Origin of the sequence: Pseudomonas sp. C9 (assembly GCF_002000165.1) — a bacterium.
Lineage (GTDB): Bacteria > Pseudomonadota > Gammaproteobacteria > Pseudomonadales > Pseudomonadaceae > Aquipseudomonas.
Window position 1 is genome coordinate 332,135 of sequence record NZ_MPAK01000001.1, and the last position, 24,390, is coordinate 356,524.

Genomic DNA, 24,390 nt, shown 5'->3' on the forward strand with positions numbered 1-24,390 from the left:
AATTTTGCGTCACCGGTCGTCGGTGGCTCGATTCGGCGCCTCAGGACTTCGCCTGCAATTGTGCGACGATCTTGTCCTTGACCTGCACGCGCTTCTCCTTGAGCTTCTTCAGCACATCATCGCTGGGCGCATCGGATGTCGCGGTCTCGGCCTTCACCACATCGGCGTCCGCCTGGGAATATTTGTTGATCAGCGAATCCAGTAACGGATCCTTGGTGCGTTTTTGCTGGATCTCTTCCTTTGAAAGCTTTAAGTCCTGATACAGGTCATGGGACACCGGCATGGAACACCTCCGTTTGATGATCGGTAGCAAACGCGATCAATTGCGCTTACCAACTATCAGAATGGCCTCGGATACCGGGTTCTGTCGACCACCTGTCAGACCAGCGGTGCCCGTTCGTCGTCCTGTCGCAAATACGGTAAAGCCTGAGCAAAGGAGTTCAACCATTAAGGACGGTGCGAACCATTCGGGTAAGCGCTTGGGGCCCGTAGGGCTTGCTCAGCAAATGCGTGTCGGGGCTGAGTAGGTGGTTGCGCGAGATAATGTCGCGGGTATGGCCCGAGGCGAACAACACCGCCACCGGGGGAATTTGCACTTTGGCCCACGCGGCCAGGTCCGCGCTTTTGATCAGGCCAGGCATGACCACGTCAGTGAAAATCAACTCCACGGCCGCCCCCTCCAGCAAGATCTGCATCGCCTGGTCGCCGTTGGCGGCCGTCAAGACGTGGTAACCCTCTTCGCACAACAACTCCACCGCCGAGGCGCGTACCGCTTCGTTGTCTTCAACCACCAGAATGGTTTCATGGCCGCCGCGGTGCTGCGCATCAAGCGGCGTCGTTTCGCTGGGCAACGGGCGCAGGCTGCGTGGGAAATACAACTGAACCCGAGTGCCCTGCCCCTCGGTGCTGGAAATCTCGATGTGCCCGCCGCTCTGTTTGACGAAACCGAACACCATGCTCAACCCCAGCCCCGTTCCCTGGCCATCGGCCTTGGTGGTGAAAAACGGCTCGAAGGCCTGGGCAAGCACCTGCGGTGGCATGCCGATACCGGCGTCTGTCACCGAAACGCAGACGTAGTCGCCGGCAACAATGCCCTTGCCCGCACAAAACGTTGAGTCGAGGACGATATGTTCGGCACTCAGACCGATGGTCCCCTCACCTTTCATGGCGTCACGGGCATTGATTGCCAGATTGAGAATGGCGTTCTCCAGTTGATTGCGATCAACAAAGATGTGCCAGGGATCCTGCGGGGCACTGACGTTGATCTGAATGGTTTCCCCCAACGCCCGCTGCAACAGCTCCGCGAGGCCGTCGAAAATCTGCCGTGGATGGCACACCGCGGGTGACAGTGGCTGGCGACGGGCGAACGCGAGCAATTGCGAAGACAATTTTGCGCCACGTTCGACGGCGGCAATCGAGGCATTGACCCGGCGCTGTACGTTGGCATTGTCCGGTTCATGCCGCGCCAGCAAGTGCAGGTTGCCGGCGATCACCTGCAACAAATTATTGAAGTCGTGGGCGACGCCACCGGTGAGACCGCCGATGGCTTCGAGTTTCTGTGATTGGCGAAGTTGCTCTTCGGCGGCCAGCCGCGCGTCGACTTCATCCGCCACACGTTGCTCCAGGTTACGCGTGAACCTGAGCAACGAATCTTCGGCAGTCTTGCGTTCATGGATGTCGATCAAGACGCCGGGAAAGCGGAACGGCTCGCCCTGCTCATTGAACTCGCAACCGCCGCTCGCCTGCACCCACAGGTAACTGCCGTCCGGGCGCAGGACACGATATTCGGCATTGAACGACTCACCGGTTTCTACCGATTTATTAACCTGCTCCTTTACCCAACCGAGATCGTCGGGATGGATCTGCGCTTCGGCAACCTCCGTGGGCAGGTTGCTCAGGTCCTGATCGGCGGGATAGCAGAAGGTGCGGGCAAAGCGCTCGTCGCCAGACAGCTTGTTGGCCTTGATGTCCCAGACGAACGAACCCAGCAAGGCTCCGGCATTGAGCGCCAGGCGAACCCGTTCGTTGTCGGCGCGATAGGCATCTTCGGCGGTCTGGCGGCGGCGTTCGGACATCACATGTCCCGTGGTCTCGACCACCATCGCCATGACACCGGCCGGCTTGCCACTATCGTCGGCCACCGGGCTGTAATAGAGGTCCAGCCAGACGTCTTCGGGAACGCCGTCGCGCAGCAACACCAGTTCTTTATTGCTATAGGACAAGGTGCCGCCCGCCAGGCAGGTATTGACCACATGCCGATTGAACTCGGCGACTTCCGGCCAGCCCATTTCCACCGGGGAACCCAACAGATAGGGATGGCGGCCACCGGCGAATCGGGAGTAGGCATCGTTGTAGATCATGTACCCGGCGCGGCCCCACAGCATCACCATCGGCAGGGGTGAAGCCAGCATCAATTGCACAGAACTGCACAGGCTTGCGGGCCAGGTGTCGAGGCTGCCCAGTTCGGTCTGGCACCAGTCGAAGGCGCGAATACGCCCGGCCATTTCACCGTTCCAGCCAGCACACCCGTGGCTTTCGTCTAGAAACTGCATCGATTGGCTCTATCCCGGTCATTGACACCCGTTTGTTTCGAGCATTGCGCACGCAATTCGTTTCATAGAGGTATAGCTGATTCAAATCCTCCGGGCACTTGTGGCGAGGATACCCCCTCTAGCCAAAGGTCAGCGGAAATCCCGGCTGTGCACGGTGATGCCGTCGAGCAATGCACTCAGGTCGCTCAAGCGTCCGGCAATCAGGTGGCGGACCTCGCCTTCCTTTTCCCAGCGGCCATCGACCTTGAGCAGCTGCGAGCCGACCAGCACCTGGCGTTGCCGCTCGGCCAGGTCGCGCCAGACCACCACGTTGACATTGCCGAACTCGTCTTCCAGGGTCACGAACGTCACGCCACTGGCAGTGCCTGGCCGTTGCCGCCCCGTCACCAGGCCCGCGATGCTGACCGGCCGCCCGTGTTCCACCGCCATCAGCTCTTGCGAACTGCGGCAGCGCCGGGCTTTCAGTTCACCGCGCAGCAACGCCAGCGGATGCGGCCCCAGAGTGGTGCCGACACTGGCGTAATCCGCTTGCAGGTCTTCGCCGACCGTGGGTTTGGGCAATGCCACCGCGTCCTCCTCCTGACTTGGCAGGCCGGCAAACAAACCGAGTTGCTTTTGCACCCCCGCCACCTCCCAGCGAGCACGATGCCGGTCACCGGCCAACCCCCGCAACGCACCGGCATCGGCCAGTTGTTCCTGGGCGCGGGCATCGAGCCGTGCGCGCTGACCAAGGTCGGCGATGTCGACAAACAGCCCACGCGAGCGGGCCACTTCAATACGCTGGGCATCGTCTTCGCGAAAGCCCTTGATCATCCGCAACCCCATGCGAATCGCCGGTTGCGCGCCGATGATCGGCTCCAGGCTGCAATCCCAGTCACTGGCGCGCACATCCACCGGGCGAATCTGCAAATGATGCCGGCGCGCGTCTTGCAGAATCTGATCCGGGCTGTAGAACCCCATTGGCCAGCTGTTGATCAGCGCACAGGCGAAGGCCGCCGGCTCATGGCATTTCAACCAGCAACTGGCGTAAGTCAGCAAGGCGAAACTGGCGGCGTGGGACTCGGGAAACCCGTAGCTGCCAAACCCCTTGATCTGTTCGAATATCTGCGCGGCGAATTCGGCCGTGTAGCCGTTTTTCTTCATCCCGGCGGCCAGCCGATCCTTGTGCGGCTCCAGCCCGCCATGGCGCTTCCAGGCGGCCATGGAACGCCGCAACTGATCGGCCTCGCCGGGGCTGTAGTCGGCGGCGACGATGGCGATCTGCATGACCTGTTCCTGGAACAGCGGCACGCCAAGGGTGCGTTTGAGCACCTCCTTCAATTCTTCGGAGGGATAGCTTTCGGGTTCTTCCTTGTTTCGACGGCGCAGATACGGATGAACCATTCCGCCCTGGATAGGGCCGGGGCGAACGATCGCCACCTCGATCACCAGATCATAGAACTTGCGCGGTTTGAGCCGGGGCAACATCGACATCTGTGCCCGGGATTCGATCTGGAAGACACCGATGGTGTCGGCACGGCCAATCATGTCGTAGGTGGCCGGGTCCTCGGACGGGATCGTCGCCAGGCTCAGGTCAAGGCCTCGGTGGCGACGCAGCAGATCGAAACAACGGCGGATCGCGCTCAGCATCCCCAGCGCCAGAATATCCACTTTGAGCAACCCGACCGCGTCCAGGTCGTCCTTGTCCCACTGAATGATCGTGCGCTCGGCCATGGCGGCGTTTTCCACCGGCACAAGGCTGTCCAGCGGTTGCTCGGAAATGACGAAGCCACCGGGGTGCTGGGACAAGTGCCGGGGGAAACCGATCAACTGTTGTGTCAGGCTCAGGACTCGACGCAGCACCGGGCTTTCGGGGTCGAACCCGCCTTCGAGCAGGCGCTCCACGGGCGGCGTTGCATCACTCCAGTGACCGCAGCAATCGGCCAGGGCGTTGATCTGATCCGGCGGCAACCCCAACGCCTTGGCCACGTCACGCACCGCGCCGGCCGCGTGATAGGTGCTGACCACCGCCGTCAACGCCGCGCGCGTACGGCCATAACGCGCAAACACGTACTGCAAGACTTCTTCGCGACGTTCGTGCTCGAAGTCCACATCAATGTCCGGCGGCTCGTTGCGCTCCCTGGAGAGAAAACGCTCGAACAGCATGTTCATCCGGTCCGGGTCGATCTCGGTGATGCCCAAGGCGAAACACACCGCCGAGTTGGCCGCCGAGCCCCGGCCCTGACAGAGAATTTTTTCGCGCCGGGCGAAAGCGACGATGTCCTGAACCGTCAGGAAATAGCTTTCGTAGCCCAGCTCGGCGATCAGCTTCAGTTCCTTGTCGATCAGCCCGCGCACCTTCTCGCTCGCCCCTTCGGGCCAGCGTTCGCGAAGGCCGCGCTCGGTCAGTTCGCGCAGCCAGGACGCGGCGCTGTGCCCTTGCGGCACCAACTCCCGCGGATACTGATAACGCAACTGGCCAAGGTCGAAGGTGCAGCGCCGGGCAATGGTCAGCGTTTCATCGAGCAAGGCTGGCGGGTAGATCGATTGCAACACATCAAGGCTGCGCACATGCCGCTCGCCATTGGGGTGAAGCCGCAGCCCGGCCTCGGCCACCGGCAGGTGATGACGGATGGCCGTCATGGTGTCCTGCAAGGCGCGGCGGCCACGGGTGTGCATGTGCACATCGCCGCTGGCCACCGCAGGTATCCGCAACTCCCGCGCCAGGGTCAACAGCGCCTCCAGGCGCCGGGTATCGTCCTGGCCGCAATGCAACTGGACGCTCAGCCACAGGCGTTCGGCGAAGGTCTGTTGCAGCCAGAGGCCCGGTTCGACGTCATCGACAGCGTCTGGCACCCACAACGCCAACAGCCCCGGCATCGGTTCGCTGAAGTCTTCGCGCAGCACGTGGTACTGGCCTTTCTGCGTGCGGCGGCGCGCCCGGGTAATCAGGCGACACAGGGTCTGATACCCCTCAAGGCTCTCCACCAGCAGCACCAGTTTCGGGCCGCCGTCGATGCGGATTTCGCTGCCAATAATCAGCGGCAGCTCCACCGACTTGGCGGCTTGCCAGGCGCGGACGATGCCGGCCAGCGTGCATTCATCGGTAATCGCCAACGCTTGATAGCCGTGCTTTTTGGCGCGTTGAAAGAGTTCAAGGGCACTGGAAGCCCCGCGCTGGAAGCTGAAGTTCGACAGGCAGTGCAACTCGGCATAGTCGATGCTCATGCAAACCAGCCTTGCAGCCACAGAGGACCGCTCTCGCCGACCGCACGATAAGCCCAACCCTGCTGGCCGGAACGGGTTTCGATCAGGTAGTAGTCGCGGCGCACGTCGTCACCGTCCCACCAGCCCGACTCGATGCGTTCCGGGCCCATGAGGATGCGCGTCGAACCTTCGTGGATCGCCTGCGGTTCCGTCAGCAACCAGCCCGGACGCAGCACACCCGGCAACCCCGTGCAGCGTTGGTTGTCGGCCCGCGCCTGCCACGCACACTCCGGCCGGTGGTCGGCCTGAAAGCGCAAGCCCTGCACCGCGTCATCCCCGAGCCGCGCACGCAAGCGTTCGCGCAATTGCTCCCACGGCAAGGACTGCTGCGGCCGGTCGTCGAACAGTTCCTGGCGCTGGGGAACGAAGCTGGGCAAGTCTTCGGCGCACAACCGAAAACCGCGCACCGGGGCCTCGACCTGCACCTGCTCCAGCCGCCCCCGGGCCAGTTCGAAGAGCATCGCCGGATCGCGCTCGGCGCTGAGCAGGCCTACCTTGATCACCGAGTCCGGCAAACCGGCGTGTTCCAGGTGCAGGTCGAAACGCTGCACGCCACTGTCCCGACCGCAGAGAAATGCCGACAGATCGCCGGTCAATCGGCGTAACGGAAACAGCAGCGCCTGATGCGACTGCACGTCGAAGTTGAGCTCGATGCGCACGTCGAAACGGTCCGGCGGCAGGTAGAACGCCAGGGCCAAGCGCCGTTCACCGAACAGCGCGTCCAGGTGCTTGAGCACCTGGGCTTCGAAACGCCGGGCCAGACTTTGTCGTGGCAGCGCCTGCACCTGACTCAAGGTGCGCAAGCCCATGCGCGACAACGCCGTGGCCACTGCGGGCTCCAAGGCGATGCGGTCGACGGGCAATTGCCCGAGATGGTGCTGCAAGGCGTCGTTGTCCGGCACCACCAGCCCGTCATACACGTTGGCCAGTACCCGCGCGGCCACCGGGTTGGGCGCCGCGACAATCCGATGGCGAAAACCCAGCTCGCCGAGCTCGGCGCGCAACCGCGCCTCAAACGTTGGCCAGGGCCCGAACAGCCCCAGGCTGGATTCGATTTCAAACACCACGGCACGCGGGTAATGGACGCTCACCTGGGAGCTGAACCGATAGGCCCACGCCGCCAGAAACTGTTGCCAGTGCTCGATCTCGGCGGCGTCGTATTCGGCCGTGGCAAAGCCTTTGCTCAAGGCTTGCGCGGCGGTCATCGACTGGCCTGGGCGCAGGCCCAATGCCCGCGCCGAGGCGTTGACCGCTTGCAACACCCGACGCTGCGCCGGGCCGGTCAGCAGGGCCAGCGGCGCCTCGGGATCGGGGCGCTGACGCAGCACCGCGTCCAGCGCCAATTGCGGGAAGAGAATACAGACCCAGCGCATGGCAACCTCAATGCCCCACGGGGAAGGCAATCGGCGCCGAGCGCGCCAGCCCGCCCCGGCACTTGAGCACGCGCAATTGCGCGGGGTTGGCGTCGATGGCGATGCGCAGGGCGGCGGGCGACGGGTTGATCGCTTCATGGAGCGAGCGGTAGGCGAACGCCAGGGTCGAACCGGTTTCCGCCGCCACCTGCAAGCGACGCAACGCCCGGTCATCGGCCTTGTGCGGCCAGCACAATACGGCGCCGCAACTGCCTGAACGCAGGCATTGCTCCGCGGCCCACAAGGCATCGCGCTCGCTGGCCTGGAGGATCGACAACTGGCGCAGATCGACCCCGGCGTTCTGCCACGCTTGCGGATACGGCACATACGGCGGCGCCACCAGCACGATGCGCTCGCCCGCCGCCGACAACCGCGCCAGCGCTGGCCACACCAGTTGCAATTCACCCACCCCCTGCCCGGCCAGGAGGATTTCGGTCAGCGCCGCTTCCGGCCAGCCTCCGGTGGGCAGCGCCGCATCCAGCGCGGCATGCCCGGTGGGTTGCGGGCTGACGGCCGGTGGCGCAGGCCGGCCCTTCCAGACCTGGCCGCCATTGAACAGCGTATCCAGCGCAACGACGGCGCCCATCACCCTTGCCTCACCAGACCGCAGAACACCCCTTCGATGGCGAGATCCTGACCGGGCTGCACGATGATCGGCTGATACGCCGGGTTGCGTGGCAACAGGCGAACCGTGTCGCCGACCCGCTCGAAACGCTTGATGGTGACTTCACCGTCCAGCCGCGCCACGACGATCTGGCCGTTGACCGCCTCGGGGTTGCGCCGCACGCCCACCAGATCGCCATCGAGAATGCCGTCCCCGATCATCGAATCGCCCTGAACCCGCAGCATGTAATCCGGCACCCGCGAAAAGATTGCCGGGTCGAGCAGCAAACGGCTGTGCACCTCGGCATCGGCACCGATGGGCGCACCGGCCGCCACCCGGCCGAGTACCGGAATGTCCAGCAACTCGGGGCGCGCCGGTTGCCCGAGCAGGCGAATGCCACGGGCCTGATGCGGGTTGACCTCGATGAAACCGGCCTCGGTCAGCGCCAGCACGTGCTTGCGCGCCACGCTGCGAGAGGCAAAACCGAACGCCTCGCTGATTTCAGCAAGGCTCGGGGACTGACCGTGCTCCGCGATTCGGTCGCGGATAAACGTCAGGATGGCGGTACGACGGGGAGTAAGGTTTGTCATGGAGTACATTTGTACTCTTTTGGCATTTCCATGACAAGGACTTGTAGGCGCCGTGTAGGAACTCTGTGTAGGAGCCCTGTAGCTGCTGTCGAGTGAAACGAGGCTGCGATTGGGTCTGTAGAAGATCGCAGCCTCGTTTCACTCGACAGCTGCTACAGGGGCCCGGTCAGTGTGTAAATGAAAACTCAACTGCCGCCGTCTTCATTCAAGCCGCGAGACGCCAGAAAACCTGCGATGTAGTCGATAAACGCCAAGACCTTCGCGGTTGCCCGGCGGTGGCTCGGGTACACCGCCAGAATGTGCGGGCCAAAGCTGTCCGGGTCGATGTCATAGTCGGCCATCAGCCGCACCAGCCGGCCGTCGGCAAGGTATGGCGCGGCGCTCCACAACGGCGTGTGCAGCAAACCGCGCCCGGCCAGCGCGTTGGCCAGCAACAGGTCGTAATTGTCGCTGCGCAGTCGCGGTGAAACCGGTTGAGGCAGGCTCAGACGCTGCCCGTCGCGTTCGACCCACCAGAATTCGCGACTGAGCAACGGATGGCGGTACAACAGCCATTCGTGGTCATCCAGGGTTTGTGGGGTGACAGGCAGCGTTTTACGCGCCAGATAAGCCGGGCTGCCACACAGGGCCAGGCGATTACTGCCGACAACGCGGGCAATCAGCCCCGGCAAGTCGTCGTGGCCTTCGCGCAAGGCGAGGTCGTAACCGCTTTCCAACAAATTGACGAACTCATCGCACAAGTCCACTTGCAGATTGATCTGCGGGTATTGCTCCAGAAAGCCGCCACACACTTGATCGAGAAACGCCTGTCCATAGGCCAGCGGCGCGGTGATTTTCAGATTGCCGCGCAGGCCATGCTGCAATTGCTCGATTTCCTCACCCGCCTCCTCCAGCCGCTGCAACACCTGGCGCGCGGTTTCCAGATAAAGCCGCCCGGACTCGGTCAACAGAATCCGTCGAGTGCTGCGCTCGAACAACCGGGCGCCGAGCTCGGCTTCCAGGTGATTGACCGCTTTGGTCAGGGCCGACGGGGTTTTGCCCAACTGCTCGGCGGCACGGCTGAAGCTGCCGAGTTGCGCCGTGACCACGAACATTTTCAACGCACCCAGCTTGTCCATACTTTTTCCATTCCGGCAAAAACGTTTTTCGTGAGGAAGGCGTTCTGCTGCGCACAAGCAGCCACTAATCTGGCCATCAGACGCAATAACAAGGAAACATTCAATGAAAAGATTCATCCCGAATCTATTGATGGCCGCAGTGAGTTTTGCCTCGATGGAAGCCATGGCAGCCACCGACCTGGTGCTGATCAATGGCAAGATTTTCACCGCTGACCGCACCCAACCGAAGGTGCAGGCGCTGGCAGTACAAGACGGCAAGGTGCTGCAAGTGGGCAGCGATGCGCAGATCAAAGCCTTGATCACACCGGAAACAAAAGTGGTGGATCTGGGCGGTAAAACCCTGATGCCCGGTCTGATCGACACCCATTCCCATGCGATTTTCGGCGGCCTGGAAATGGTCGTGGCCAACATGGAAGACGAGGTGGTCGAGCTCGACGAACTGGAAAAACGCCTGCGCGGCTGGCGTGACGACGGTAAGGCCAAACACGGCGATGTACTGACCGTGGCCGGCATGAGCTCGGTTTACTGGGCGCAGGCCGAGGCCCTGGGCAAGAAATTCAACACCGGTGAATGGGCCGATGTGCCCGTGGTGTTCACCGGCAGCGACCACCACACGGCCTGGGCCAACGACTTCATGCTCAAGCGCGCCGGTATCGACGCCGCGTTGCTCAAGTCATTGCCCGCCGCCGAAGTCGACACCATTGGCAAGCGCGCCGATGGCACCCCCAACGGTTTCCTGGTGGACGCCGGGTGGGACCGAGTGTCCTCGAAAATGCCGGTGCCGAGCACCGCCGATATGCTCAAAGCCGCCCAATCGGCCGTGCGCTACAACAACAGCTTCGGCATCACGGCGTGGATGGACCCCGCCGCCAATGCCGCGCCCGGCGAACCGCTGTTCGCACTCAAACCCACGGAAAAAACCGTTGGCGTGCTCCCGGCCTATAAGGCGCTGGCCGAAAGCGGTGACATGAGCGTCCACGTGGCCGCCCTGCTGGTGGCCAACTCGAAAAGCGTGCCGGCCGATCTCGATACGCTGGACAAGGTTCGCCAGCAATTCCAGGGCATCCCGAACCTGACCCTGCCTGGCGTGAAGATTTTCGCCGACGGCGTGATCGAATTCCCGGCCCAGAGCGCGGCAATGATCGACCCTTACAGCAACTCGCACAAACAAGGTGAATTGCTGATCGATCCGAAGCATTTCGGCGAACTGGTCAGCGCCATCGACCAGCGCGGCTGGCTGGTGCACATCCATGCGATCGGCGATCGCGCGGTGCGTGAGGCGCTGAACGGCATCGCTCAGGCACGCAAGGATCGCCAGAGCGGCGTGACGCACTCGATCACGCACTTGCAAATCGTCAATCCGAAAGAGTTTGCGCGGTTCAAACCGCTCAACGTCATCGCCTCGATGCAACTGCTGTGGGCCTCGGCCGACGACTACACCACGGACATGATCAAGCCTTACGTCAGCGCCCTCGCCTTCCGTTACCAATACCCGGCGCATTCGCTGCTCAAACAAGGCGCGACGATTTCGGGCGCCAGTGACTGGCCGGTGTCCTCGCCCAACCCGTGGAACGCCATGGCCCAGGCCATCACCCGCGTCGGTCCGCTGGGCGTGTTGAATGCCAAAGAAGCTGTCGACCGCGAAACGATGTTCTACGCCTACACCGCGAACGCCGCGCGCACCATCGGCCTGGAAAAACAGATCGGTTCGCTGACCCCAGGCAAGCAGGCTGACTTCATCGTGCTGGACCGTGACGTTTTCACCGTCGACAACAAGGCCCTGCACGACACAAAAGTGCTGCAAACCTGGTTTGCCGGCCGCGAAGTCTACGCCCCCACCCTCTAATAAAAATCCGCTGTCACCCCTGCCCGACCCCGCGCTCAACGCCGGGGCCCGGCGCAGCTTTGCGTAAAAAAACTGCCCATAAAACAATCACAACATCGGGACTTTATTCATGAAAGCTTTCACCCTGCTCGCCCTCGGATCCCTGAGCCTGCTGCCACTGAGCAGCCAGGCCATTGTCCTCAATGACGACTTCTCCGTACTGGTGGACCTGACCCTGGCGAGCGATTACCGCACCCGCGGCATTTCACAAACTCAGAATGATCCCGCTGTGCAGGCCGGCGTGACCCTCACTCACAGCACGGGTTTATACGTGGGGGCCTGGAGTTCGAACGTCGACTTCGGTGGCGGCCTGAAAACCCGCCAGGAAATCGACTACTACGCCGGCTGGTTTTGGGAAGCCACCGAAGACGTCAACCTCGACGTCGGTTACCTGAAATACTCGTACCCGAAAGAAAGCCAGTTCAACCAGAGCGAGGTCTACAGCATTCTCAGCGTCTACGGGGTGAAGTTCGGCGCCTACTATTCCGACGATGCGCCGGGCATCGAAAGCGAGCAGAACTCGCTGTACACCTATGTCGGTTACGAAACCCAATTGCCGTATGACACGGGCCTGAAACTGCGCTACGGCAACATGGACTTCAAGGACCCGCACCTGTACTCAAGCTCGGGCCACGCCGAAGATTCGTACCGCGAATGGGAAGTCAAACTGACCCACGAACTGGCTGGCGTGGTGCTGGGCTTGAGCTACGTCGACACCGACCTGTCGAAAAGCCAATGCGCCAGCAACTGGGGGTTTGACGACGTGTGCAGTGCGACCGTAGTGGCGAGTGTCAGCAAGTCCTTCTGACTGCGCACATCCCCCCTGTGGGAGCGGGCTTGCCCGCGATGAGGCCATTACATTCAACATCTATACCGAATGTCAGTCCGCCATCGCGGGCAAGCCCGCTCCCACATTAAATTTCAATAGACTCGCAAATGAGTTGTGCCAGGTAGGGCCACGGGTATATCCCGCGTTCGTGGCCGTCGCTGAACACCAGTTGCAGGCCATAACCCTGGGCATTGAGTTCAACCACACGAATGCGCGGATCAACCTTCACCGTCAGCCCTTGCAGCCGAAACGCCCGGCACTGCGAGCACGGGCACTGACGCCGCAACTCGGCATGTCCCAGCCACTGTTCACGCCCATCCGGCCAGTTCAATCGCAGCTGCTGTTTCCCCTGGGAATTGACCACGGCCAACGGGTTCATTGCAGTTGACTCAAGGCGATGCGCACGGCTTTGCGCACTTCCGGGTCGCCGTCGTCTTGCGCGGCCTGCAAGGGGGCGATGGCGCCTTTGTCGTTCAATTCGCCAAGGGCCAGCGCCGCTTCCTTGCGCAGGTTGCTGATGCGGTGGCCGAGGGATTCGATCAGTGCGTCGAGGGCCGGGGCGTAACGCAAGCGGCCGAGGCTGCGGGTGGCACGCAGGCGGACTTGCCAGTAATCATCGCTCAAGGCTTCGACCAAGGCGTCGCCGGCATCCCTGTGACCGACTTTGCCCAGTGTGGTCGCGGCTTCTTCGCGCACTTGCCAGGCGTCGTCCTGTAATGCCTGGCAGAGCGCCGGCAGCACTTGCGCGTCGGATGCCAAACCGAGGGCCCCGGTGGCGGCGCGGCGGACTTCGGTGTCCGGGTCCTGACTGGCCAATCGGGCCAGGGCCGGCAAGGCATCGAGTTGCTTGAGCCAGCCGAGTACGCCGACTGCTTCGCGCCGGACACTGGCGTCCTCATCGTTCAACGCCACGATTGCAGCACCGGCGGCATCAGGAAACCGCAACTCACGCAACGCCCTGAACGCGGCAATGCGCACGCTGATCGCGGCATGCGCCGTCCATGGCAAAATCACCCTGCCCGCCGCTTCGCTTTTGAGCAGGCTAAGGCTTTGTGCAGCGGCCGATTGCACGGTCAACGAGGGATCGGTCAGCGCCTGACACAGCGCTTCGACCACGGGTTCTTCCTCCCAGGCTTCGAGCAAGCGGGCGGCCTCGGCGCGGACTTCTTCGGTGGGGTCTTCGGCCAGTCGATTCACCAGCCACAGTAAGCCATCCGGTTCTTCAAGGTCGGCCAGTTCAATCAGCGCGATGCGGCGCACGCCGGGATCGTCATCGGTCAGGCGCGGTTGCAGGGCAAGGATGTCGTCGTTATCGGTTACATCGAATAGAGAGGTCATAGGGCAAATCGCGGCAGTTTGTTTTCAGGAGGGAGTCCGAGAGGGTTCAGGCGCGGTAGCTGCCGACCGTCTTCGTGACGCAGTAATTCGAGGCAATGGCGCTTCAAGCGGGAAAATTCGGGGCTCGTCACCAGTTCGGTGGTGCGTGGCCGAGGAAAGTCGAGACGCACGTCTTCGATGATGCGGCCCGGTCGAGTGCTCATGACCAGCAGGCGATCGGCGAGGAACAGCGCTTCGTCGATGTCGTGGGTGACGAACACCACGGTGGTGCGGATCCGCGTCCAGATGTCCAGCAGCAGTTCCTGCATGTTCAGCCGAGTCAGCGCGTCGAGCGCACCGAAGGGTTCGTCCATCAGCAACAGGCGCGGGCGATTGATCAGCACCCGGGCGATTTCCACCCGTTGCTGCATACCGCCGGAGAGCTGATCCGGCCAGCGTTCGGCAAAACCTTCCAGCCCCACCAACGCAAGAATTTCATCGGCGGCGCGATGCCGTTCGGCCTTGCCGATGCCACGCATTTTCAGGCCGAAGGCGACGTTGTCACGCACGGTTCGCCAAGGAAACAACGTGTGATGCTGGAACACCATGCCGCGCTGCGGCGACGGGCCCGACACTGGCGCACCATCGACCTTGAGACTGCCGGCACGCGGTTGCAGGTGCCCGGCCAGTGCGCCGAGCAATGTCGACTTGCCGCAACCGGACGGCCCGAGAATGCACACGAACTGCCCGGCTTCAATCTGGCAATCCAGACCTTGCACGGCTTCGAAAGCGTGTGCGCCGTCGCCGAGAACGATAGACAACTGGCGGATGTCGATCCGCCCTTCCGGGGTTTGCATCACGCTCATCAGGCTTTTCCTCGTGGTCGGTGCCAAGGCGTGAACAGCCCGCCGAGGCGTTTGATCAGCAGGCTGCTGCCCATTCCCAGTACACCGATCAGCAACATCCCGACCACGATGTCGGCATAGTTCTGGATGGTGTACGACTCCCAGGTGTAATAGCCGATGCCGTATTGGCCGGAGATCATTTCGGCGGTGACCAGGCAAAACCATGAAGTGCCCATGCCGATGGCCAGGCCTGTGATGATGCTTGGCGCGGCGCCGGGCAGGATTACTTCCAGCAGGATCGCCCGCCGCCCTGCCCCCAGGCTTCGGGCCGAGGCGATCAGGCGTGGGTCGACGCCTTCGACGCCATGCACGGTGTTGAGCAAAATCGGAAACAACGCCCCGGTGAAGGTGATGAAGACCATCGACAGTTCCGAGGACGGGAACATCAGGATCGCCAATGGAATCCAGGCAACGGCGGGAATCGGGCGCAGGACCTCCAAGGGTGGCAGCAGCACATCCTCGGCCCATTTCGAGCGGCCGATGGCCAGGCCCAGGGCGATGCCGACGATCAGCGCGGTGAGGTAACCGGCGAAGACCCGGCTGAGGCTGCTGCTCAGGTGTTGGGCGAATTTGCCGGAGTCGCCGAGGCTCAAGGCAGCGTTAATGACTGCCAAGGGTGTTGGCACATTGGCGAAGGTGACCAGGCCAAGGTTCCAGTGGCCACTGGCGGCGAGTTGCCAGAACAGCAGGCACACCAACAGTGAAATGGCCCTGGGGAGCCAGCGTAAATAGGATCCGTACACAATAATTCCTCTCCATCGAGATCCCTGTGGGAGCGGGCTTGCCCGCGATGAGGCCTGATCAGTCAACATTGACGTTGTCTAACCCACCGCTATCGCGGGCAAGCCCGCTCCCACAGGGAATTGCACTGTTCTGAAATTAGCGTGCGGCAACGGCCTGGGTGGTGGCTTCGCTGAAGTCGAGGACTTTGCCGCCCTGGGCCGTGGCGAACTGCTGGGCTTGGCCTTTGAGCAGGAAGGCGCTCAGCTGCCCTTGCGCATCACTGGCAAACCACGCCTGATCCGCCAGCAACTTGATCCCGCTGTCGCTCGCCTGGGCATACACCGCGCGGATGTTTTTGCCTTCCTGCTTGAGGCTGACCAAGGCGCTGAATGCCGCTTGCGCCGAGGCGTATTGGCGGACTTTCGGCTCGCCGCGCACCCAGATTTCCGCCACATGGCTGACGTCAGTGATCGCCTTCCCGTTCGCTGCATCCACGGCTTTCAGAGGTGTCTGCGCGTAGTTGGCCAGTTGCGCGGTGTAGTCGAGGTTCGACGCCTTGAACGCGGCGCGGATGTATTGATCGTCGATAAAGGTGTTTAGATCGAGACCGCGATCCGCCTTCTTCAACAGCTTGAGGGTGTCGATAGCAGTGCCGACCGCCTGACGGTATTCCGGCTTCCAGCTCAGGTCGCGGGTCTGCACGCCCAACGGCCCGTGGAACAGGTAATTGACCTCGGCATCGACCCCGGTGACTTGGGCGATCAACTCGCTGTACTTCTCCGGTTCAGCGGCGAGCAACTGATTGGCCTCGATGCTCGCCCGCAGATAAGCGACGACAATTTCCGGGTATTTTTTGGCATACGCCTGATCCACCAGCGCGCCATGGAACGTCGGTGCATTGGCCTGGGCACCGTCGTAAATCTTGCGGGCGAAACCACGGCTCGGGAACAGTTCGGCGAACGGCACGAAGTCCGCATGTGCGTCGATCTTCCCGGCCTGCAACGCCGAGCCCGCGACTTCTGGCGGCTGGGCGATGATGTTCACGTCTTTGAGCGGGTCCCAACCCTGAGCGGCCACCGCGCGCAGCAACATGCCATGGGCCGTCGAGGCGAACGGAACGGAGATGGTCTTGCCCTTCAACTCCGCCAACGACTGCACGCCCGAGGCGCTCGGCACCACGATGCCGTTGCCGCTGCCCTTGATACTGCCCGAGAGCACGCTGATAAACAGGCTGTGCTTGCCGGCGGTTTCGAACGCCACGCCGTTGAACGAGCCAGGGAAATCGGCCATGGCGCCGAAGTCGAGTTTTCCGGCGACCATCTCGTTAGTCAGCGGTGCGCCACTGGTGAAGTTCTTCCACTCGACCTCGTATTTCGCGTCTTTGTACTGGCCGTCGTGGGGCAGGTATTTGTCGAGCAGCCCGAGCTCACGAATCAACAGTCCGCCAGCGGCGCAATTGATCGTGGTGTCCTGGGTGCCAATGGCAATGCGGATGGTTTCGGCCGACGCCGACAGGGTGAATGAGGCCAGTACCAGACCGGCTAAAGCTGCACGCAACAACATAGGTGTTTCCCCTCGAATCATTTATAGGATGTTCGTCTCCGCCACGATCAGGGCGTGGTGGGAAACGAGGGGTGGTTTGAAGCTGGCGTCCGGTGGTGGCCGGATGGCTTTTGGGTTGTCTGGGGGGCCTCATCGCGGGCAAGCCCGGCTCCCACAGTGATTTGTGCTGAATCCAAAATTTTGCAGACACCAAAGAAACCTGTGGGAGCCGGGCTTGCCGCGATGGCGTCCGACCATTCAGCGCAACAGGTAAGGAATTTCAACTTTCACAGCGCCAGTCGGACAGTCCTTTTCGCACGGCATGCAGTACCAGCATTCGTCGAAGGCCATGTAGGCTTTTTGCGTGGCCGGGTTGATCGCCAGCAGGTCCATCGGGCAGACGTCGACGCACACGGTGCAGCCTTTGTGGGCGATGCAAAGATCCTCATCGACCGTGACGGGCGCGTTGGAGCGGAAGAAGATTTCCTGGGGTTGATAGGCCATTTTCGGTCTCTCTCTTGTGTGTAGCTCAGGCCGCAAAGGCGCCCACGCGCAGCCGGTCGTAGGCCTGCATTTCATCGACGTCCAGCGCGATGATGTAAGGTTCGACGGCTTTCTTGAAACTGCTCATCAAGCCGTTTTCATCCTTTTTCAGGTGGCAATGGCAGAACCAGTCGCTGTCGTTGCGTTGCGGGTGATCGACGCGATAGTGGTAAAGCCCCCAGCGGCTTTCAGCACGGAACAGCGAGGCACTTGCGGCCATTTCGGCGCAATCGCGGATCATGCTGACTTCCATGGCACGCATCAGTTCGTGGGCGTTGTGGGCTTTGATCTGATCGAGATCGCGCTGGATATCACTGAAGCGTTGCAGGCCGATCTGCATTTTCTTGGTCACTTTCGGCGGTTGCAGGTAGTCGTTCACAAAGCGCCGCAGCTTGTACTCGACTTGCGCGGGTGGCAGACCTTGTTCGCGGTCCAGCGGTGCGTAAACCCTTTGTTTCTCCGTCTCGATTTGTTGGGCATCGACGGCTGAGAACTCGCGCCCGGCGACGAAATCCGCCGCATTGGTGCCGGCAAACCAACCGTAAGTGAACGCACCGAGCATGTAGTTGTGCGGCACTGCCGCCATATCACCCGCCGAGTACAACCCCTTCACCGAGGTCTCCGCCCGCTCGTTGACCCACACGCCCGACGCCGAATGCCCGCTGCAAAAACCGATCTCTGAAATGTGCATCTCGACCATCTGCGTGCGGTAGTCAGTGCCACGATTGGCATGGAACTGGCCGCGACTCGGGCGTTCGTTGCTGTGCAGGATCTCTTCGATGTTCTGGATGGTTTCCTCGGCCAGGTGATCGAGTTTGAGGAACACCGGGCCGTTGCCGCTTTCGAGTTCCTGGTGGAACTCCCACATCATCTGGCCGCTCCAGTAGTCGCACTCGATGAAGCGCTCGCCCTTGTTATTCGCGGTGTAGCCGCCCAACGGACCGGTGACGTACGCGCAGGCAGGGCCGTTGTAATCCTTGATCAGCGGGTTGATCTGGAAGCATTCCAGGTTCGCCAGTTCGGCCCCGGCGTGATACGCCATGGCGTAACCGTCGCCGGCATTGGTCGGGTTTTCGTAGGTGCCCATCAGGTAGCCCGAAGCCGGCAAACCCAGACGTCCGGCGGCGCCGCAGCACAGGATCACCGCTTTGGCCTTGATCACATGGAAGTCGGCGGTGCGGCAATCGAACCCCATCACGCCGTTGACCGCGCCCTCTTCATCCGTCAGCAATCGGGTGCAGACCAGGCGATTGGTGATGCTGACCCGTGCGCGTTTCAACTGGCGATACAAAACCTTTTTGATGTCATGCCCTTCCGGCATCGGCAGCACGTAGGCGCCCATGTGGTGGACTTTTTTCACCGCGTAGTCGCCGGTTTCGTCCTTCTCGAACTTCACGCCCCAGCGGTCTAGCTGCTCGATGGTTTCAAAACTGTGCGTGGCATAGGCGTACACCGCCGCCTGATTGACGATGCCGTCATTGGCGATGGTGATTTCCTTGGTGTACTGCTCCGGCGTCGAGTGGCCGGGAATGATCGCGTTGTTCAGGCCGTCCATGCCCATGCTGATCGCGCCGCTGCGTTTGACGTTGGCCTTGTCGATCAACAACACGCGCAAGTCGCGGTTGCGCTCCTTGGCCTTGATCGCCGCCATCGGTCCTGCGGTGCCGCCGCCGATCACGACGATGTCGTATTCCTGTTCGAGGGTGCTTCTGGTTGTAGAGCTGCGCGTCATGCCTGTGCTCCTTTTTGCCGGTCGATTCGCAAGCGGTACTGGAAGGCATCGCCGCGGTAGTAAAGGTGTTCGAAGTCCACCGGCCGACCGTTTGCATCGTGGGTCAGTCGTTCGATGCGCATGATGGGCGAGCCCGGTTCGACGTTCAGTGCACGGGTCAGATCGCTGTCGGCCAAGACGGCATCAATGGCCAGGTCGGCGTGTCCGAGGGCCAGGCCGCAGTCGTTTTCGAGGATCAGGAAAATGTCGCGGGTGACCAGATCAGCCTTCTCCAGGCGTTCGCCGAGGGCTCTGGGCAGGTAGGTGATTTCCAGCGAAATCGGTTCGCGGTTGATCAAACGAACCCGTTTGATCTGCGCCACGGTTTCACCTTCGGCCACCTCTAAACGCTCGGCGACGAGTTTGTCGGCGGCGATGAATTTGAAACTGCGCAGGCGGTTGATCACTTCATAGCCGCGACCGGTCATGGACTCGGCCAGGCCTTGCAGGGTGCTGACGTTCTGGAAGGTTTTCGGTTTGGCGACGAAGGTGCCTTTGCCGTGGATCTTGAAGATCAGCCCTTCCTTTTGCAGATCCCCCAGGGCCTGGCGCACGGTGATGCGGCTGACTTTGAACAACGAGCCGAGCTCGCTTTCGGAAGGCATCTGGCTGTCTTGCGGGTATTCACCGTCGAGGATGCGAGCGCGCAATATGTCCCGCAGTTGGGTATGCAACGGGATGCTGCTCAGGGATAGAACGTTATCAGTCATGGCAGATCACTTGTTATAACGAGTTATAACGTGATCTTAGAGAGCCTGCAGGAGGATTGAGAAATACTGTTTGAGCATAAGGTTAGATGCGTCGGACACACCCGAGCCTCTGTAGCAGCTGCCGAGCCTGCGAGGCTGCGTCCGGCTGCGTAGCAGTCGTGAAATCTGATGACTCAGTGTGTCTGGCTAACCTTGCATGCAGGGTTTGCGACTGCTGCGCAGCCGGACGCAGCCTCGCAGGCTCGGCAGCTGCTACATCGACTTGGTTCAGGTGCGCTTGAGGATCTGGTCCATCACCCAATCGGTTTTCAACGCTTCCCCGGCGACTGCCGGGTGCTGCGTGTCACCCCGAATGTGCGCGTTCATGCCCAGCACGTGGTGCCACTGGATGTGTTCGTGATGGTCGATGCTCAGGCTGAGTTGCTCATCCGCATCAAGTTGCACCGGGTGCTCATCGAACACCGAGAAACGGATCCGCCCCCGGCTGCCGATCAGCTCGACGCGATCCTCGCGCCGATCCGCCACGAAGTTCCAGCAACCCATGCCCGTCGCCCCCGAGGCAAACCGCCAACTGGCGCTGACTGCATCTTCGGCGGCATACAACCCGGCCTGTCGCGCGGTGAAACCGGCAACGTCGGTGATGTCACCGAGCAGGTACTGAAACAGGTCAAACCCGTGGCTGGCGAGGTCGGCGAAGTAGCCGCCACCGGCAACACGCGGGTCCGTGCGCCAGTTGTCCGTGCCGGCCAAATCAACCGGCGACGCTGCTTTGGTGAGTGTCCAGGTCAGGTGCCGGACCTCACCGATTCGCCCCGCATCCAGCCACTGGCGCACTTGCTGAAAGCGCGGCAGCGAGCGCCGGTAGTAGGAAACGAACAGGTGCAATCCGGCGTCGGCAAAGACCTTTTGCATCTCGCGACTTTGCCCGGCATTCAGCGACATCGGCTTTTCGACGCAGCAATGTTTGCCGGCAGCGGCCACCAACAGGCTGTAGGCGTGATGACTGTCTGGCGGCGTGGCGATGTACACCGCGTCCACCTCGGGATCGTCGATCAGTGCTTGCGCGTCGGTGTACACCCGGGCGATGCCATGGCGCGTGGCGTAATCCGTCACCGCGTCCAGGCGCCGCCCCATCACCGCCATCAGCGCTGAACCGGGGGCCTTGTAAAAGGCTGGCCCGCTCTTGCGCTCGGCGACACTGCCGCAACCGATCATGCCCCAACGCACCACGTCCATCATCACGTCCCGAGGGTTAGCCGATGCGCAAGGCGCGCAGGTCCAGGCGACCGTCCTTGAGCGGCGGGCACCAGTAGTAGCCGCCCGTGATCGGGCGACTGATGCGGTACAAGCCGTCGGTGATGCCGTCTTCCAGACCGCTCATGCGCCGCAGTTGCGCTTCAAAGGCGTCGAGGGAAAAGCCGAACGCGAGGAACATCAGGCCTGCGCGATCACCTTCGATCCATGGCATTGAACGACGGACCACAAACGCCTCGGGCGCGAAGCTTTCCTGGGCGGTGCGCTTGACGTGGGCCGAGACCGGCGCGTCGTCGAGTTCTTCGTTGTCGCTCAAACGACGGCCCATGATGTTGTCTTTCTCATGGGACGGCATCGCGTGGAAGCCCTTGAGGTCATGCTGCCACTGCTGGATCGCGGCAAAGCTGCCACCGACCAGGCCCTCAGCGCCCTCGCCCAACAGGGCGGCGGCGACGGCGGCTTCATCGTGCGGGTTTTCGGTGCCGTCTTCGTAACCGGTCAGGTCGTGGCCGCTCATGTGGCGAAAGGTTTCGTTCATCTGCACCAGGCGCAAGGCCGGCGCCAGAGCGGCTTCGATGGCCTGGCTGCGATTGAGCAATTCGCCACGGTCGACGCCGTGCAGCCAGCACCACAATGCGTGTTGCGTCGACGGGTTATCGACGCCAACACCGGTCAACGCCGGAAAGGCTCGCAGGCCGTCAACCTGCGCGTGCAACGCCTTGACCAGCGATTCGCCGAAACCGACGACAGCCGATTTCCCGTCCACCAGTTGCATCAAGTTGTCGAGCGCGACTGGCAATGCTTCGGCGCATTCGAGGGCGAAGAACATATGGCGGGCTTGAGGCGGAACGGGGGTGGCGAGAATGCCCGGCTGGTAATAACTCATATGAACTCCTTGAAAAGAGCATGGAGTTTAACCGGGGATGAGCATTTATGTGCAGTCTCGTGTAGCAGCTGTCGAGCAGCGCGAGGCTGCGTTCGGCTGCGAAGCAGTCGTAATTCCTCTGTGCAAGGTGTGCCTGACACACCGCACTGCCTGGTTTCACGACTGCTTCGCAGCCGAACGCAGCCTCGCGCTGCTCGTCAGCTGCTACAGGGGGTCGAGTATCGGGGTTTCGTTGCGGAATGCGCTCGGGCTCATGCCCGTCCAGCGCTTGAAGGCGCGACGAAAGCTGCGCACGTCGCTGTAGCCGACTTCCTCGGTAATGCGTTCGATGGACATGTCCGGGTTGGCCAGCAGGCTCATGGTGCGGGCCTGACGTACTTGTTCCAGCAGCGTTTCGAAGGTCAGCGTGTGTTCGGTGAGGCGGCGGCGCAAGGTGCGGCTGCTCATGTTCAGGTCGCTGGCGATTTTCTCGATGTGGCTGCCCTCGGTCAGGTCCCGGGCAATCGCCCGTTCCACCGCTTGGATCAAGTCCATTTTCTGGTGCACTTGCGCCGCTTCCAGTTCGAGCAATTGCACCGCCTGACGCAGGGCCAGGGAATGGTGATTGGGCAAGTGAACATCCAGCCAATGCGCAGCGATCACCATACGGTTTTGCAGACAACCAAAGCGCACATCCGGCCCCAGCAGGCGCGAATACTCGCCGAGATAGTCCGGCGCGGCGTGCATGAACTCCACCGCCATCGGCTTGAAATCCGCCCCGACCAGCGCCCGGCCATACACCAGCAAACTGGCGAAAAACTCCTCGACCGCAAACAGCTGCACGTCGGCGAACGGCAAGCGGCATTCGACGTCGACAAATACCCGGTCACCCGACTCCTCCACGCTCGACACGACAATGCCGCCAGAGGTGTGCTGATGCCGAATGCCCAGCTCAAAGGCATCGCGCAAGGTCTTGCACAGCGACAGCACATGCCCCAGCAACCCCAGCGTGCCGAGCACATTTTGCGCACCCACCCACAACCCCAGCCCTTGATTGGGCAAAGCCTTGAGCGCGCGTTGAATCATCGCCACGGCCTGGCGATAGGAAATCCGTTGTGCCGGGTCCTGAAGATCTTCAAAAGTGAAACCCAGCCCTCGGCACAGGTTGTCGGGGTTGACGCCCTGTTGCTGCGCGACTTCGGCCAGGGTTTGCAGGAGAAACGGCGACACCAGCGCCAGTTCAAAGGTGGGATCGATCACTTTCATTTGCATGGGGCTATACATTCCGGGTCGAGCTGCATTCTTATTTTTGTTACCGGTTATGTCGAAGGAAGTTAGCACAGGGTTCAAAGGCTGTCCGCAGAAGCCCCCCTAAATGGCCGCCAATACCCTGCCTTGTACGGCGCAGACAGCTTATTTCTATGTTGCGGCCCTCGTATGGACGCTGGACAGCCCGCTAACAATAATAATGAGTACCCCCATGATCCTGACCCGCACGACACTTCCCCTACTGGTCATTAGCCTGGCCGGCGTCTGTGCCCTTCAACCGGCACTGGCCACCGAGGCTGGCGTGGACAACATCGGCCCCGGCACCGACGGTTTTTTCATGTTGCCGCTGTCGCCCGACAGCCTTCCGGACAACATGCTGGCGTTCAACCTCTACTACAACCACTACACCTCCACGAAGCTGAACATCAGCTCGCTCGGCGGCAAGGTGCCGGACGTTGATATCGAATCCACGGCGGTCATTCCGCGCCTCGATTACCTCAGCCCATTGCGGGTATTTGGCGGCCGGCTGGCGGGCTATATCGCACAGCCGTGGCTCAAGCAGGAAGTCGCGGTGTTCGGCTTGCACGACACCCGCGAGGGCATGGGCGACACCACGGTCGCGCCGATCATTCTCTGGGACATGGGCCCGAACCTGACCCTGGGCGCGGCCGTGGAAGTCACCGTGCCCACCGGCGAATACAGCGTTGATCGCCTGGCCAACACCAGCAACAACTTCTACACCTACAAACCGTTGTTCTCCTTCACTTGGCTGCCGACGGACAGAACCGAGGTGTCGATGAAGACCACGTACAGTTTCAACGGGAAAAACAAAGACACCGATTACAAGTCAGGGCAGATTTTCCACTTCGACTATTCCGCCAGTTTCAAAATCACCGACGACCTGATGCTCGGGTTGAATGGCTACTACCTCAAGCAAACGACCGACGACAAACAGTTCGGCCACACCGTGCAGTTCAATGGCCAGGACGTGAACGACGGGGTGCGCGGGCAGGTGTTTGCGATTGGTCCGGCGTTGCACTGGACCTTTCTTAAGTACGCCAGCGCGGAGATTCGCTGGGCCAAGGAGTTTGATGTGGAAAACCGGCCTGAAGGGGAAATGCTGTGGGCCAAAGTCAGCATTCCGTATGCGTTCTGACTGAACTGACGCCTTCGCGAGCAAGCCCGCTCCCACATGGACAACGCTGCACCCTGTGGGAGCGGGCTTGCCCGCGATGGCGGCGGCACATACACGGAA

General features: G+C 61.7%; 21 protein-coding genes. 3 read left to right on the forward strand and 18 right to left on the reverse strand.

Annotation, left to right across the window (positions count from 1 at the left end; all coding sequences use genetic code 11):
- Positions 1-40 precede the first annotated feature (40 nt).
- From BMS17_RS01445 to BMS17_RS01475, 7 genes are all read right to left on the reverse strand, one after another.
- Complete coding sequence (locus BMS17_RS01445) at positions 41-283, reverse strand: DUF465 domain-containing protein (protein WP_046027470.1); 243 nt, start codon at positions 281-283, stop codon at positions 41-43.
- A 157-nt stretch (positions 284-440) separates the two neighbouring features.
- The gene (locus tag BMS17_RS01450; protein ID WP_046027471.1) at positions 441-2,552 is read right to left on the reverse strand and encodes a PAS domain-containing sensor histidine kinase; all 2,112 of its coding nucleotides are present in this window, start codon (positions 2,550-2,552) and stop codon (positions 441-443) included.
- Between the two features lie 129 nt (positions 2,553-2,681).
- Positions 2,682-5,780 carry an error-prone DNA polymerase gene (locus BMS17_RS01455; protein WP_175648942.1) on the reverse strand — a complete coding sequence of 1,033 codons (3,099 nt, stop codon included), beginning with the start codon at positions 5,778-5,780 and terminating at the stop codon, positions 2,682-2,684.
- Positions 5,756-7,171, reverse strand: coding sequence for a DNA polymerase Y family protein (locus BMS17_RS01460; RefSeq protein ID WP_077430259.1), 1,416 nt, complete (start codon positions 7,169-7,171; stop codon positions 5,756-5,758). Before BMS17_RS01460 ends, BMS17_RS01455 begins: the two co-directional genes overlap by 25 nt.
- 7 nt (positions 7,172-7,178) lie before the next feature.
- On the reverse strand, positions 7,179-7,796 hold the full coding sequence (gene imuA / locus BMS17_RS01465) for a translesion DNA synthesis-associated protein ImuA (protein WP_046027478.1): 618 nt from the start codon (positions 7,794-7,796) through the stop codon (positions 7,179-7,181).
- Positions 7,796-8,413, reverse strand: coding sequence for a transcriptional repressor LexA (lexA, locus tag BMS17_RS01470; protein WP_046027479.1), 618 nt, complete (start codon positions 8,411-8,413; stop codon positions 7,796-7,798). Before lexA ends, imuA begins: the two co-directional genes overlap by 1 nt.
- A gap of 176 nt (positions 8,414-8,589) precedes the next feature.
- Positions 8,590-9,522 (reverse strand): LysR family transcriptional regulator, encoded by a 933-nt coding sequence (locus BMS17_RS01475; protein WP_046027480.1) that lies wholly within the window; start codon positions 9,520-9,522, stop codon positions 8,590-8,592.
- A 103-nt stretch (positions 9,523-9,625) separates the two neighbouring features.
- On the opposite strand from BMS17_RS01475, the gene BMS17_RS01480 reads away from it, so the two are divergent.
- Complete coding sequence (locus BMS17_RS01480) at positions 9,626-11,368, forward strand: amidohydrolase (protein WP_046027482.1); 1,743 nt, start codon at positions 9,626-9,628, stop codon at positions 11,366-11,368.
- Positions 11,369-11,477: 109 nt separating this feature from the next.
- Positions 11,478-12,215 (forward strand): TorF family putative porin, encoded by a 738-nt coding sequence (locus BMS17_RS01485; RefSeq protein WP_046027483.1) that lies wholly within the window; start codon positions 11,478-11,480, stop codon positions 12,213-12,215.
- Positions 12,216-12,321: 106 nt separating this feature from the next.
- Here the strand turns inward: BMS17_RS01485 and BMS17_RS01490 are convergent, their stop codons facing one another.
- The 11 genes from BMS17_RS01490 to BMS17_RS01540 form a co-directional block, all read right to left on the reverse strand.
- Positions 12,322-12,615 carry a DUF971 domain-containing protein gene (locus BMS17_RS01490; protein WP_046027484.1) on the reverse strand — a complete coding sequence of 98 codons (294 nt, stop codon included), beginning with the start codon at positions 12,613-12,615 and terminating at the stop codon, positions 12,322-12,324.
- Entirely contained in the window at positions 12,612-13,574 is a 963-nt protein-coding gene (locus BMS17_RS01495) for a HEAT repeat domain-containing protein (RefSeq protein WP_046027485.1), read from the reverse strand. The genes BMS17_RS01490 and BMS17_RS01495 overlap by 4 nt, the downstream gene beginning before the upstream one ends.
- The gene (locus BMS17_RS01500; protein WP_046027487.1) at positions 13,571-14,419 is read right to left on the reverse strand and encodes an ABC transporter ATP-binding protein; all 849 of its coding nucleotides are present in this window, start codon (positions 14,417-14,419) and stop codon (positions 13,571-13,573) included. The genes BMS17_RS01495 and BMS17_RS01500 overlap by 4 nt, the downstream gene beginning before the upstream one ends.
- On the reverse strand, positions 14,419-15,201 hold the full coding sequence (locus tag BMS17_RS01505) for an ABC transporter permease (RefSeq protein WP_046027488.1): 783 nt from the start codon (positions 15,199-15,201) through the stop codon (positions 14,419-14,421). The genes BMS17_RS01500 and BMS17_RS01505 overlap by 1 nt, the downstream gene beginning before the upstream one ends.
- 136 nt (positions 15,202-15,337) lie before the next feature.
- Positions 15,338-16,744 carry an ABC transporter substrate-binding protein gene (locus BMS17_RS01510; protein WP_175648943.1) on the reverse strand — a complete coding sequence of 469 codons (1,407 nt, stop codon included), beginning with the start codon at positions 16,742-16,744 and terminating at the stop codon, positions 15,338-15,340.
- Positions 16,745-16,981: 237 nt separating this feature from the next.
- Positions 16,982-17,227: a ferredoxin family protein gene (locus BMS17_RS01515; protein ID WP_007946457.1), complete on the reverse strand. Its 246-nt coding sequence runs from the start codon at positions 17,225-17,227 to the stop codon at positions 16,982-16,984.
- Between the two features lie 25 nt (positions 17,228-17,252).
- Positions 17,253-18,998, reverse strand: coding sequence for a fumarate reductase/succinate dehydrogenase flavoprotein subunit (locus tag BMS17_RS01520; protein WP_046027489.1), 1,746 nt, complete (start codon positions 18,996-18,998; stop codon positions 17,253-17,255).
- Positions 18,995-19,747: a GntR family transcriptional regulator gene (locus BMS17_RS01525; RefSeq protein ID WP_046027491.1), complete on the reverse strand. Its 753-nt coding sequence runs from the start codon at positions 19,745-19,747 to the stop codon at positions 18,995-18,997. The genes BMS17_RS01520 and BMS17_RS01525 overlap by 4 nt, the downstream gene beginning before the upstream one ends.
- A 267-nt stretch (positions 19,748-20,014) precedes the next feature.
- Positions 20,015-20,983: a Gfo/Idh/MocA family protein gene (locus BMS17_RS01530; protein ID WP_077430260.1), complete on the reverse strand. Its 969-nt coding sequence runs from the start codon at positions 20,981-20,983 to the stop codon at positions 20,015-20,017.
- Positions 20,984-20,999: 16 nt separating this feature from the next.
- Entirely contained in the window at positions 21,000-21,887 is an 888-nt protein-coding gene (locus BMS17_RS01535) for a Dyp-type peroxidase (RefSeq protein WP_046027496.1), read from the reverse strand.
- A gap of 204 nt (positions 21,888-22,091) precedes the next feature.
- Positions 22,092-23,138 carry an AraC family transcriptional regulator gene (locus BMS17_RS01540; protein WP_077430261.1) on the reverse strand — a complete coding sequence of 349 codons (1,047 nt, stop codon included), beginning with the start codon at positions 23,136-23,138 and terminating at the stop codon, positions 22,092-22,094.
- Positions 23,139-23,346: 208 nt separating this feature from the next.
- On the opposite strand from BMS17_RS01540, the gene BMS17_RS01545 reads away from it, so the two are divergent.
- A complete protein-coding gene (locus BMS17_RS01545) occupies positions 23,347-24,291 on the forward strand; it encodes a transporter (RefSeq protein WP_046027499.1) in 945 nt (314 codons plus the stop codon).
- The last annotated feature ends 99 nt before the right edge of the window (positions 24,292-24,390 follow it).